Source organism: Sphaerisporangium sp. NPDC049002 (assembly GCF_040649355.1).
Lineage (GTDB): Bacteria > Actinomycetota > Actinomycetes > Streptosporangiales > Streptosporangiaceae > Sphaerisporangium.
In genome coordinates, this window is the sequence record NZ_JBEZFH010000222.1 from 1 (window position 1) to 12446 (window position 12446).

At 71.0% G+C, this 12446-nt stretch carries 14 protein-coding genes and 1 pseudogene; all 15 read right to left on the bottom strand.

From position 1 onward, the window contains the following. Positions 1-997 (bottom strand): cellulose-binding domain-containing protein (locus tag AB0B89_RS30420; protein ID WP_358559670.1); only part of this gene is annotated, 997 nt, incomplete at its 3' end. Between the two features lie 267 nt (positions 998-1264). After that, positions 1265-1927, bottom strand: a complete 663-nt coding sequence (locus tag AB0B89_RS30425) for an NAD(P)H-binding protein (RefSeq protein ID WP_358559672.1) — start codon at positions 1925-1927, stop codon at positions 1265-1267. 27 nt (positions 1928-1954) lie between these two features. Then, on the bottom strand, positions 1955-2965 hold the full coding sequence (locus AB0B89_RS30430) for an LLM class flavin-dependent oxidoreductase (protein WP_358559694.1): 1011 nt from the start codon (positions 2963-2965) through the stop codon (positions 1955-1957). 112 nt (positions 2966-3077) lie between these two features. Further along, entirely contained in the window at positions 3078-3482 is a 405-nt protein-coding gene (locus tag AB0B89_RS30435) for a hypothetical protein (protein ID WP_358559673.1), read from the bottom strand. Positions 3483-3564: 82 nt separating this feature from the next. Beyond that, complete coding sequence (hypE, locus tag AB0B89_RS30440; protein WP_358559675.1) at positions 3565-4632, bottom strand: hydrogenase expression/formation protein HypE; 1068 nt, start codon at positions 4630-4632, stop codon at positions 3565-3567. Beyond that, positions 4629-5756: a hydrogenase formation protein HypD gene (gene hypD, locus AB0B89_RS30445; protein ID WP_358559677.1), complete on the bottom strand. Its 1128-nt coding sequence runs from the start codon at positions 5754-5756 to the stop codon at positions 4629-4631. The genes hypE and hypD overlap by 4 nt, the downstream gene beginning before the upstream one ends. A gap of 7 nt (positions 5757-5763) precedes the next feature. Next, on the bottom strand, positions 5764-6015 hold the full coding sequence (locus AB0B89_RS30450; RefSeq protein ID WP_358559679.1) for a HypC/HybG/HupF family hydrogenase formation chaperone: 252 nt from the start codon (positions 6013-6015) through the stop codon (positions 5764-5766). Continuing rightward, positions 5990-6382 carry a hydrogenase maturation nickel metallochaperone HypA gene (locus AB0B89_RS30455; protein ID WP_358559681.1) on the bottom strand — a complete coding sequence of 131 codons (393 nt, stop codon included), beginning with the start codon at positions 6380-6382 and terminating at the stop codon, positions 5990-5992. The genes AB0B89_RS30450 and AB0B89_RS30455 overlap by 26 nt, the downstream gene beginning before the upstream one ends. Positions 6383-6544: 162 nt before the next feature. Continuing rightward, positions 6545-7042, bottom strand: a complete 498-nt coding sequence (locus tag AB0B89_RS30460; RefSeq protein WP_358559683.1) for a hydrogenase maturation protease — start codon at positions 7040-7042, stop codon at positions 6545-6547. Beyond that, positions 7039-8382 carry a hypothetical protein gene (locus AB0B89_RS30465; RefSeq protein WP_358559685.1) on the bottom strand — a complete coding sequence of 448 codons (1344 nt, stop codon included), beginning with the start codon at positions 8380-8382 and terminating at the stop codon, positions 7039-7041. The genes AB0B89_RS30460 and AB0B89_RS30465 overlap by 4 nt, the downstream gene beginning before the upstream one ends. Beyond that, the gene (locus AB0B89_RS30470; RefSeq protein ID WP_358559687.1) at positions 8379-9011 is read right to left on the bottom strand and encodes a DUF6084 family protein; all 633 of its coding nucleotides are present in this window, start codon (positions 9009-9011) and stop codon (positions 8379-8381) included. The genes AB0B89_RS30465 and AB0B89_RS30470 overlap by 4 nt, the downstream gene beginning before the upstream one ends. Beyond that, entirely contained in the window at positions 9004-9738 is a 735-nt protein-coding gene (locus tag AB0B89_RS30475) for a DUF5947 family protein (RefSeq protein ID WP_358559689.1), read from the bottom strand. The genes AB0B89_RS30470 and AB0B89_RS30475 overlap by 8 nt, the downstream gene beginning before the upstream one ends. Then, on the bottom strand, positions 9735-10301 hold the full coding sequence (locus AB0B89_RS30480) for a NifU family protein (RefSeq protein ID WP_358559690.1): 567 nt from the start codon (positions 10299-10301) through the stop codon (positions 9735-9737). Before AB0B89_RS30480 ends, AB0B89_RS30475 begins: the two co-directional genes overlap by 4 nt. A 58-nt stretch (positions 10302-10359) precedes the next feature. Continuing rightward, positions 10360-12144, bottom strand: coding sequence for a nickel-dependent hydrogenase large subunit (locus tag AB0B89_RS30485; protein WP_358559692.1), 1785 nt, complete (start codon positions 12142-12144; stop codon positions 10360-10362). Positions 12145-12162: 18 nt separating this feature from the next. Beyond that, positions 12163-12446: pseudogene (locus tag AB0B89_RS30490) on the bottom strand (hydrogenase expression protein HypE); the annotation flags it as partial.

Sequence of the window (12446 nt, forward strand, 5' to 3'; positions counted from 1 at the left end):
CCGCCACGGCGATAGACAGGGGTGACCGCGAGCTCGGAGTCCCCTTGGAGGACACGCTGGTGCAGCTCGCGCAGGGCCTGGCCGGGCTCGGTGGCTGGGCGTCCGGCATGGGCTTCTGGCACGACGCGTGTACGTCGGTGCAGGCGGACGAGTTGCCGGTGTAGGTGCCGTAGCTCCAGTGCATCTCGACGATCGGGGTGATGCCGTGCGCCAGCAGCCTTGCGACGTAGCCCTTCACCTCGTTCTGGTACGTGGTCCCGCCGTACTGCGGCTGGACGTTGCTCGTGCCGAGCCAGCACTCCTCGTTGAGCGGGACGCGGACGGTCCGGATCTTCCACGCGGCCATGGCGTTGATGGAAGCGTCGTCCATCGGGCCGTTCCAGATGCCGTTGCCCTGGATGCACGCGAACTCGCCGCCCGAGCGGTTGGCCCCGAGGAGCCGTACGGCCTGGCCGGAGGCGTTGACGAGCTTGTTGCCCGACACGTGCAGCTTGGGCGCCGTGCCCGGGGGAACGGTGGGCGTGACCGTCGGGGTCGGCGTCGGCGTGAGGGTCGGCGTGACCGTCGGGGTCGGGGTCGCCGTCACAGAACCGGTGCAGGTCACCCCGTTCACCTTGAAGGCGGAGGGCACCGGGTTGCTCCCGGTGAAGGTCCCGGTGAAGCCGACGCCGCTGATGGTGGCGTTCGTGGCGAGGGCCCCGTTGTACGACATGCTGGTCGCCGTCACGTGCGCCCCCGACTGCGACCACGTGGCGTTCCAGCCGGTCCCGACCTTCTGGCCGGCGTCGGGGAAGTCGAACTCCAGCTTCCAGCTCGTCAGCGGGTCACCGAGGTTGGTGATCGCGACGTCGCCCTGGAAGCCTCCCGACCACTGGTTGACGACCTTGTACACGACCTTGCACCCGGCGGCGGCGTTCGCCGCGGACATGCTCACCGCGGCGACTCCACCGGCGGCGACCAGCACGGCCGCCGCGAAGGTGGCGAGACTGCGTCTCATCAGGACTTCCTTTCGGGAAATGAACAGCCCTCGGCAAGAAATGGGTTGGCGCTGGCGGAAGCGTCCTGAAATTAACCGATTAAGTCATTGATCGCGACTCATACCGGCAATGGCCATCCGGACCGGCACCGGCACGTCGGAGGCGATCGGATGACAAAGAGCGTTCACCTGACACCGGCGGCTTCACAGCCTGGAGGAACGCCGGAAGTCAATCGCTGGTTGAACCGATTAACCAGCCTTCGCTGCCCCGAAAGAAGGATGAAACATTCAACTCGAAGCCACCGCGCGGACTGCCTCGTCGACCGGCGTGTCACCCCCGACGAGCTCCAGGGTGCGCCCCCCGGTGCCGGGGGTGCCCAGCAACCCGGCGATCACGGCGGCGACGTCGTCACGGGTGACCCCGCCGCGCGGCACCAGCGGCTCCGCCAGGGTGACCAGGCCGGTGCCGGGGTCGTCGGTCAGCCCGCCCGGACGCAGCACCGTCCAGTCGAGGTCGCGAGCCCGCAGGTCGTCCTCGGCGTCGGCCTTGGCCCTGATGTACGCCGCCCAGACCTCGCCGGCGCCGGGCTCCGGCGGCCGGTCGGCGCCCATCGCGGAGATCTGCACGAAGCGCCGCACGCCGGCCCGTTCGGCCGCCTCCGCCAGCAGCACGGCCGCCGCGCGGTCGACGGTGTCCTTGCGCGCCGCGCCGCTGCCCGGCCCGGCTCCGGCCGCGAACACGGCGGCGTCGGCTCCCCGCAGGTGGGCGGCCACCTCCTCCACCCCGGCCGTCTCCAGGTCGCACACGATCGCCTCGGCCCCGGCCTCCCGGACGTCCCGCTCGTGGCCGGGGTCGCGGACCAGCCCGACGGGCGTGTCCCCCTGCCCCGCCAGAACCCGCGCCAGCCGAAGCGCGATCTTCCCGTGCCCACCCGCGATGACAACGCGCATACGAGCCGCCTTCCCGTCGACCCCTGATCAGCAGGACGCCCGTACGACCGGCAGCACCTCGGCGCCGAGTCTGGACAGGTTCTGGTGGGTGAGGGCGGGGTCGCCGGCTCCCTCGACCATCAGGATGAGGTGGCGGACGCCCGTCCGCTTGATCGTGGCGAGCATCGTGTCGGCGCAGTGGCCGGGCGAGCCGACCGGGTGCAGGCGGCAGAGGAGGTCGGCGTAGTCGTCCGCGTCCCTCGGGATGTACGTGCGGTCGTCCACCGTCCGGTAGCCGGCCAGGCCGGGCGCGAGCCACCTCGGGAGCGACTCCTTCATGGCCGCGACCGCTTCGGAGGTCGTATCGGCGACGTACGCGACGCCGGCCGCGACGTGCCGTATCCCCGTCAGGTCGTGACCGTGCGCGGCGGCCGTGCCCGCGTAGCCCTCGACCAGGGCGGCCTTGTCCGGGTCGCCGATGTGCATCCCGAGCAGCATGGGCAGCCCTCGTGCCGCGGCCACTTTGACCGTGCCCGGCGAGGTCGAGGCGACCATCGGACGCATCGGCCTTCCCGGCCTCGGCACCATCTCCACCTCCCTGAACCGGAAGATCGCCCCCTTCGCCGCGACCCGCTCCCGCGTGAGCGCGGCGATCAGCAGGTCGAGGCTCTCGACGAAGCCGTTCTCGTAGCGGTCGAGCCCGGTGCCGAAGACCTCCAGGTCGACCCATGGGCCACCGCGCCCGACGCCGAGGCGGAAGCGGCCGCCGGACACCTGGTCGAGGAGTGCGGCCTGCTCCGCGAGCGCGATCGGATGCTGCGACGACAGCACGCTCACGGCCGTACCCACCTCGATGCGCCGCGTGCGGCCGAGCACGTACCCCGCGAGCGTCGTGGCCGAGGGGCACACTCCGTACGACATGAAGTGGTGCTCCGCGATCCACACGTCGTCGAACCCGGCCCGCTCGGCGGCCACCGCCGTGTCCACGGCGGCCGACAGCACCTCGCCGTGGTCACGCCCGGGAAACCGCGCGGCCGGCAGGAACACCCCGATCCGCACTTCCTCTGCCACGGAGCCAACTCTGCCAGCCCACGACGCCACCGACCGGCTCATACGGGCGAGCCGGACCAGGTGGCGGCCGCAGGCGGCACGGCCCCGTCCGGCGGCGGGGTCAGCCGGCCTGGTCTCCTGGCGGCATGGAGGGGTTCGCGCCTCCGGCGGTCCGGCTCCGTCCGACGCCGGTGGCGTGCTCCGGAGTCGAGACGCCGTACGGACGTCCGGACGGGTGCTCGACGCCGACCTTCTTGCGGCCGGCCTCGTCCTCCCGCTGGGCGATCTTCTCGGCGCGGGCGCTCGTGCTCGTGCCGACGCCCAGCGGCGACCTGGCCTCGGTGTCCGTCGAGCTCACGCCGTGCTCCTCCACCTCCGTGACCACGCGCGGAGGCCGCCTGTCGCCTCGCGGCGGGCTCTCGAACGCGCGGTTGCCGGCCATGACGACCTCCTGGTGGACCTTGGCGCGGAGCTTCTCCAGGCTGGTCCTGCGGCCCGGGGCCCCGGGCTCCCGCGGATCGGTCATGACTGCACCCCCATCGCATAGCGTTCCCGCCGGCGGGCGCCGGGCGGGACCTTCCCCCCACAGGGTTCGTACCCCGGGCGCCTCAGCAGATACGCGGCAGCGGGTCGCCCACCAGCACGTCGACGATCCGGGCGCCACCGAAGGCGGTCTTGAGCAGGACGAGCCCGGGGGGATCCCCGGCGATCCGCCCGATGACGGCCGCGCCCGTTCCCAGTGGGTGCGCCTGAAGCGCGTCCAGCGCCGCCCCGGCGGACCGCTGGTCCACCACGACGATCATCCGGCCCTCGCAGGCGACGTAGAGGGGGTCGATGCCGAGCAGTTCGCACGCCCCGCGCACGCCGGGCCGTACGGGGATCGCGTCCTCGTCGAGGACCACCGCGACCTCGGAGGACTCCGCGACCTCGTTGAGCACCGTCGCCACGCCGCCGCGGGTGGCGTCCCGCAGGCAGCGCACCGACCCGCCGTCGCACGCCGCGAGCAGCCGCGCGGTCAGGCCGTTGAGCGGCGCGGTGTCGGAGACCAGGCCGGCGGCCTCGATGTCGAGCCCTCCGCGGGCGAGCATGACCGTGACGCCGTGCTCGCCGATCGGCCCTGACACGATGACCGCGTCGCCTGGCTCGGCGGCGGACGCGCTGAGCCGGACCTCCGGGTCCACCGTCCCCACGCCGGCCGTGGTGATGTAGCAGCCGTCGGCCTTCCCTCGCTGCACGACCTTGGTGTCACCGGTGACCACCGCCACGCCCGCCTCCCGGGCCGCCGCCGCCATGCTCGCGGTGATCCGGCGCAGGTCGGCGACGGGGAAGCCCTCTTCGAGGATGAACGCGGCCGACAGGTACGCCGGGCGCGCCCCGCACATCGCGAGGTCGTTGACGGTGCCGTTCACCGCCAGGTCCCCGATGTCGCCCCCGGGGAAGAAGAGCGGCGTGACCACGTAGGAGTCGGTGGTGAACGCCATCCCGCCGTCGACCGCCCCGTCCGCCAGCGGCTCCAGCAGCGGGTTGCGGAAGGACTCCAGGAACACGGCCTCGATGAGGGTTCGCGTCGCCTTGCCTCCCGCGCCGTGCGCGAGGGTGATGAGGTCCTCGCGGACACGCGGTCTGCGGCGGCGCGCCCGTTCGATCCGCTCCAGCACCTGTTCCTCGGAGCTCACGTCCGCGTCGCCTCCTTGACCCGGTCGCGCGAGAACCGGCCGAAGTTGTAGTAGGCCGCGCAGGCTCCCTCGGAGGACACCATGCAGGTGCCGATCGGCGTCTCCGGGGTGCAGGCCGTGCCGAACACCTTGCACTCCCAGGGCTTGAGCACGCCCTTGAGCACCTCACCGCACTGGCACGCCTTCGGGTCGGCCACGCGCCCGCCCGGGATGTCGAAGATCCGTTCCGCGTCGAAGTCCGCGTACGCCTCACGCACGCTGAGCGCCGATTCGGAGATGAACCCGAGCCCGCGCCACTCGAAGTGCGGGCGCAGCTCCATCACCTCGTTGATCACCGACAGCGCCTTGAGGTTGCCGTCCCACGGGACCACCCGGGCGTACTGGTTCTCCACCGCCGCCCGGCCCTCGGCGAGCTGGAGCAGGTTCTGGTAGACCGACTGCAACACGTCGAGCGGCTCGAACCCGGCGACCACCAGCGGCTTGCCGTAGTCGCGGGCGATGAAGCCGTACGGCCGGCAGCCGATGACCGTCGACACGTGGCCGGGCCCGATGAACCCGTCGAGCCGCAGGTCGGGAGAGTCCAGGATCGCCTTGATCGCGGGAATGATCGTCACGTGGTTGCAGAAGACCGAGAAGTTGCCGATCTTCTCGGCGGCGGCCCGCAGGACGGTCATCGCCGTCGACGGGGCCGTGGTCTCGAACCCGATGGCCATGAAGACGACCTGCTTGCCCGGGTTCTCCCGGGCGATCTTCAGGGCGTCCAGCGGCGAGTAGACCATCCTGATGTCGGCGCCCCTGGCCATGGCGTCCAGGAACGACCCCCGGCCGCCCGGCACCCGCATCATGTCGCCGAACGACGTCATGATCACGCCGGGCCGCTCCGCGATGTGGATGGCGTCGTCCACCCTTCCCATCGGGATGACGCAGACGGGGCAGCCCGGCCCGTGCACCAGCGTGACCGCCGGCGGCAGGTGGTCCTCCAGCCCGTGCTTGTAGATCGTGTGGGTGTGCCCGCCGCAGACCTCCATGAACTTGTAGGCACGGCCCGGCTCGCACAGCGCGGCGATGCGGGCGGCGAGCGCCCGTGCCTTGTCGGCGTCGCGGTACTCGTCGACGAAGCGCATCGGAACGTCACCCCTGTTCGATCATGGATTCACGCAGAGCGGCGATCTCGTCCTCGTACGCCTGGCCGATGCTTTCGAGGAAGTCCATGGCCGACGCGGCCTCGGCTTCGTCGATCTTCGACAGGGCGAACCCGACGTGGATGAGGATCCAGTCACCGGGGGCGAGAGCCTCGCCCTCCAGCAGGCCGATGTTGATGGCGCGCCGGACGCCGCACACATCGACGTTCGCGAGATCAGGGCGATCCGACAGGATCTCCACGATCTCCCCGGGAATCCCCAGGCACATGGGTCGCCTCCGCGAGCTGGATGGATTCGAGGACGAGGTCGTCGCCGCCCTCGGTGTCGACGTCGGTGGCCCCGCAGCCGGGGCACACCGCGTAGGGGTCCACCGACGTGGCCGTGTTCCCGCAGGCCCGGCAGGTGAGCCGGACGGGAAGGGTGACCAGGTCGAGACTCGCGCCCTCGGCCACCGTTCCCTCGGCGACCATGGCCCACGCGTCGTTGATCGAGGGCTCGGCGACGCGGAGCAGGGCACCTACCTGTACCCGTGCCCGGCGTATCCGCCGGCCGTCGGCCCGGCCCTCCACCGCGGCGAGGATCGACTCCGCGATCCCGTACTCATGCACGATTACCTCACCTCATCTCTCATGTCTCTCGGTCTCCGCTGGTCGGCCCGTACGTGCCGGGTCACATCCGCCTGATCTGCATGTAGCGCTTGATGTCGGGGATCGACCGGTAGACCAGGACACCCACCCCCACCAGGACCGCGAGCGTCATCAGCCGTTTGGTCATGTCCGTTCCTCCTTTCGGCCCGCGACGGCGGACGCCGTCGCGATCTGTTCGGGGACGAGTTCGAGAACCAGGTCGGCGGCCCTCGGCACGGCGTCGGCGACCGGCGGGCTCAGCTCCATGCCGGGCGACACGTCCGCGGGCTCGCATCCCACGAGCAGCACCTGCCCGGTCCCGCCCAGCGTGTCCGCCAGCGCGAGCACCGCGTCCGGGGTCATGTCGTGGGCGTCGACGAAGGTGCCCGGGTCCTCGCCGGCGGTCGGCCGGATGACGTACAGCGTGCCCGGCGGCCCGCCGCGCGAGACCGCGTCGACCAGGATCGTGCAGTCGTAGCGCCCGCCGGTGAGCTCGTAGGCGAGATGGACGCCGCGGATGCCGAAGTCGGTCGCCACGACCCCTTCCGGGAGCTCTCTCTTGGCGAGGAGCCTGGCCACGGCGACGCCGAAGCCGTCGTCGCCGAGGAAGACGTTCCCCACGCCCGCCACAAGGATCTTCACGCGCTCACCTCCCCGCCGGTGAGCGGTTCGACCTCGTCGGGGGCGAAGTAGAGGAAGCGCCCGTGCGAACGGTGCAGGTCGGCTCCGAGGTCGTCGTCGAGCGTGACGGCCAGGTAGCGCCCTCCGTCGACGTCGAGCAGCACGGCCTCCACCTGGGCGGTCTTCCCGGCGAGGAACATGTCGTGCGCGTCGGCGCGCCGCCTTCCGGGGGTCAGCCGCACGCGGCTCCCCTTGGCGACCTCCACCCCCGCGACGGTCACGCTGTCGGTGTCCGGCGAGGCCGAGGCGTCGGCCGCCGGGTCCCACCAGGGCGTGGACGGGGGCGTGGGCGTGCCCAGGTGGCGGATCGCGCCGTGCAGCCGTTCCACCAGCTCGGGCGGCAGGTCCCCGGCCCTCTGGATGATCTCGGCCGCCCGGGGGTCGGTGGCCCGCGCCTCCCGTTTCTCCTCGTCGGTGAGCGTGAGGGTCCGCAGGTGGAGCATCTCGTCGATCTCGGTGGAGTCGAACAGGTCGCCGGGGCTCTCCGGGGCGATGTCCGGGTGGTCGTACAGGATGATCGGGGACGACAGCATCACGTCGCGCAGCCCGGGCTCGCCGACGAGCACGGGCCAGGTGTTCTCGTTGCGGCAGCCGTCCGTGGCCGCCCTGGCCCACTCAGGAGGGTCGGTCATCGACAGGAAGCCTCCGGACGTCACCCCGATGAGCAGGTGCGCCGCCACCAGCGAGTGCCGCAGCGCCTGCTCGCGCGAGGCCGCCGCCCGTACCGGCTCGGTGACGTTCTCCAGCCGGACGCGGAGCCTCACCAGGCCGTACGGCCCGGCCATCCGCTCGGCCGCGACCCGCAGCACGGCCCGCACCGGCTGGTGAACGTTCACGACGCGGCCCAGCGTGTCACCTGACGCCGTGAGGATCGGCTCCTCGGACCGGTCACCGGGGACGCGCACGACGACCGTGCGCTCCGCGCCGAACAGGTGCGGCATGGGCAGCACGGCCTCCATCTCCCGCGAGGTGGCCTCGTCGAAGGTGATGTGGGTGGTGCCGTCGCATTCCAGCTCGCCGACCGGCCGGAAGCCACCGGGCTCGGCGCGCTCCACCCGGCGCTCCTTGACGTGGAGGAACCGCAGGCGCAGGCGTACGAGCGCGTTGGACGAGCGTTCGAGGAGACATTCGGTCACGCTCCTCGACGGCTCGGCCGTGGCCGTGTACCAGGGGGGCACGAGCACCCCGAACTGCCAGCGCAGCCGGTTCTTCGCGGCCGAGGCACGGTAGGGGTACAGCAGGTACCCCTCGTACAGCACCGCGTCGGCCACCTTGCGGGCCGTGTCCATCGGCACGCTCATCCCCGCGCCTCCTTCAGCAGCACTTCGACGACTTCGTCCCAGGTGGCCAGCGTGCGGTCCGACTTGAACCGCTGTAGCGCCCGCAGCGTGTCCCGGTGGAGCCGCAGCCAGCCGCTCGCCGGGAAGTAGCGGTCGATCATCTCCCGCCACACCGAGACGGGCAGATCCTGCCGGGCCTCGCAGTGCCAGGGCACCGGCCGCACGGTGAAGCCCTCCCCGGCCCTGGCGAAGACGGTGCCGCTGAAGAGCAGCAGCAGGGGAACCTCGCCCTCGTCCAGCGAGGCGAAGTACTTGCCCGCGGCCACCTCCAGGTCGTAGCTGCACGGCACCGGGACGTCGACCTCGGTGGCGCCGGTGAACCTCGGAACCATGATCGAGATGTTGGCGAACTGCAGGGCCCTCATCGTGTCCCCCCACCGTGAAGGGTCCCCGAACAGGTCGGCGAGCAGCTCCGTCTCCGCGGGGCCGTACCGCCGGCGCTGGGGCTCGACGCGGATCTGGCACCGCAGCGCGATGGCGTGCACGGCCTCGCCTTCCGGCTCGGTGATGCCCACGCGGAAGAGCAGCGTCGGGAAGGCCGCGTAGGGGTCCACGCGCACGCCGCGGCAGTCGAACCGGATCTCAGACACGACCGCGCCCCTCCGCCCCGGGCGCGGAACCGGATCGCACGTGCGGCGCGGCGCCGGAAGGCACGTACGACGTGGGCGCGACCGGGTGGACCACCTCGCCGCGGCGGCGCAGTTCCGCGAAGAAGCCGTCGATGGCGTCCCACGCCTCCTGCCCGCCGTGGAACCCCTTCCAGTGCAGCCGCACGAGGCCGACCAGCTCGTAGCAGGAGTCGATCGGCACGAGGTGACACGTGAACCCGTCCGGCCCGCGGTCGACGAGGTACGCCTCGACGTCCGGCAGCGCCTCCGCCAGCTCCGGGTTGGCGGCGAGGACGCGGTCCCAGGTCGACAGGTCGAGCAGCGACTCGGTGGCCCCGCCGGGGCTCGGGTAGAAGGCCACGAACCGGTCGAGCGTGGAGTTGCGGAAGAAGAACGCCGTGCGCACCGGGATCTGGAGCTCCTCCCAGTCCATCGCGTCCAGCCGGAACGAGGGGACGTGCAGATAGCGCTCCGGCACCGCGCGGTACCGCCCGCGCGCGACCGTCCCTCCACGCGACAGCAGCAGGACGCAGCCTCGGCACACGCAGAGCAGCCCGCGGCTGTCGATGTTCACCGCGTGGCCGTGGCGCTCGTCGAGCGCCTCGGCGCACATCTCGCACCTCGGCCCGGCCTGGGGGCGAGGCTCGCGGAAGCGCCGCAACCCGGCAGGCTCCCCCGGATCGCGCCGCTCCGCTCCGCCCGGGGTCACGGGGCCGCCTCCTGTGGCACCGGGCACTCGCCCGGCGGCCGGTGCTGGATCTGCAGGAGCGGGGACGTCCCGTCGTCCGCCACCCCCTCGACCTCCACGCGGGACACCTCGGGCGCGGCCCTGAGCACCGCGCGCTCGATGGAGCCTGTCACGGTCGCCCGCGACGACGAGCACCCGTGGCAGGTGCCTTCCAGGCGCAGCCGTACGACGCCGCCCTCCTCCACGCCGAGCAGTTCCACCCCGCCCTCGTGCAGCCCGAGGTACGGGCGCACGTCGTCCAGCGCGGCGCGGACGCGATCTGCCGTGCCGAGCGGGTGCAGGTCGTGGAGGGCGAGCAGGCCCGAGACCACCTCGTCGCCGGTGAGGCGGTGCAGCACCTCGGCCGCCTCGCTCTCGACCACGATCCGCATGACGCGCTCCAGCCCCGCGCCGTACAGGCCGACGACGCCGCGCACGAGCTCCTCGGCCTTCACCCGCGTCACCGGGCCGGCGAGCGCGCCGAGCTCGTCGATGAGCGTCTCGACGCGGTCTCCGGCAGCCCGGATGTCATGGTCCTCGCGCATCTGCGCCGGTTCCCCCTCCTGGCGCCGGGGAGCGGAGAGCTTCCCGGCGCCCGATCGCTCAGGCCGAGTTGAAGGCATGCGGACTGTGCAGCTTGCGTAGTTCCTGGCCGTTGCCGAGGTACATGTGCACCCCGCACGGCAGGCAGGGGTCGAAGCTGCGCACGGTGCGCATGATGTCGATGCCCTTGAAGGTCTCCGGCGGGTTCTCCTCGAAGATCGGCGTGTTCTGCACCGCGTCCTCGTACGGGCCCGGGGTTCCGTAGCTGTCGCGGACGCTGGCGTTCCAGGGCGTCGGCGGGTACGGGTGGTAGTTGGCGATCTTCCCGTTCTTGATCACCATGTGGTGCGACAGGACGCCGCGCACCGCCTCGGTGAACCCGCAGCTGATCGCCTCCTCGGGCACATCGAACGGCTCCCAGGTCTGGGTGCGCCCTCTTCTCACCTCGTCCAGCCCCCGCTCGACGAAGTACAGAGCGCAGGCGGCGGCGTACGCCTGGAAGTAGGAGCGGGCGCGGTTGCGTTCGAGCGCGTTGGACAGCAGCTCGCCGCCGCGCTCGGGGATCTTCCACTCGAACGTCTTCTCCGGCTTGGTGGCGCTCTTCGGGAGGTTGATGAGCACGCTGTGGCCGGTGGACTTGACGTATCCGATGTCCACCTTCCCCGACAGGGCCGTCGACCACAGCCGGGCGATGGGGCCGCCGCCGGTGTCCAGCGCGAGCAGGTCCTTCCCGTCGAACCAGCGGGGCGACATGACCCAGCTGTACTTGTCGTTGAAGTCGCGCTTCTGCGGGCGGGGGATGGTGTGCTGGTTCCAGGGATGCCGCATGTCCACCGGGTTTCCCAGCGGGTCGTGGGTGACGAAGGGCTCCTGGCCCTCCCAGTCGTCGTAGTACGAGCTTCCCAGCAGGACCCGGATCCCGAGGTTGATGTCCACCAGGTTGTTGGTGACGAGGTTCCCGTCGACGATGATGCCGGGCGTCACGAACATCTCGCGGCCCCAGGCGTTCATGTTCTCGTAGGTGAAGTCGCAGTGGGCCGGATCGTTCAGGCTGCCCCAGCAGCCCAGGAGCACGCGCCTCCGCCCGACCTGCTCGTACCCGGGCAGCGCGTCGTAGAAGAAGTCGAACAGGTCGTCGTGCATTGGCACGACCTTCTTCATGAACTCGACGTACCTCATCAGCCGCGTGAGGTAGTCGGTGAAGAGCTGCACCGTCGCGACCGTCCCGACGCCGCCCGGGTAGAGCGTCGAGGGGTGGACGTGCCTGCCCTCCATCAGGCAGAACATCTCCCGCGTGACCCGGCTCATCACCAGGGCCTCGCGGTAGAACTCGCCTTCGAGCGGGTTGAGCGAGCGCATGATGTCGGCGATGGTCTTGTAGCCGTGCTCGCCCGCGTGCGGGCACTCGGTGCGCTCGGCCAGTTCAAGCACGCCCGGGTTGGTCTCGCGGACCATCTTCTCGCAGTAGTCGACCCCCACCAGGTTCTCCTGGTAGATGCAGTGGTCGAACATGTACTCGGCCGACTCGCCCAGGTTGATGATCCACTCGGCCAGCGCCGGGGGCCGCACCCCGTACGCCATGTTCTGCGCGTAGACCGAGCAGGTGGCGTGGTTGTCGCCGCAGATGCCGCAGATCCTGCTGGTGATGAAGTGGGCGTCGCGCGGGTCCTTGCCCTTCATGAAGATGCTGTAGCCCCGGAAGATCGAGGAGGTGCTGTAACACTCCGCGACCTCCTTCTTCGCGAAGTCGATCTTCGCGTAGATGCCCAGGCTGCCGACGATCCGGGTGATCGGATCCCAGGCCATCTCGACCAGGTCGGGGTTCTGGTCCTTCGAGGTCGTCATGTCAGCTCCGTCTTCATGTCAGCTCCAGGGCGCCTTGTAGCCGGTGAGCAGGGCACGGCCCTTGGCGCGCCACTTCGGCTCCTTGTCGACCGTTCTGAGGGTGATGTCGCGCAGCCTGCGGATGACGCCGCCGTACACCGTGCTGACCGTCGAGGACACAAGAGCGCCCGGAGGCTCGTCCATGAACGGCATGAACTTGTCCGGGAAGCCGGGCATCGTGCAGGCGATGCAGATGCCGCCGACGTTCGGGCAGCCGCCGATGCCGTTCATCCAGCCGCGCTTGGGCACGCCGAGCCCTTGTG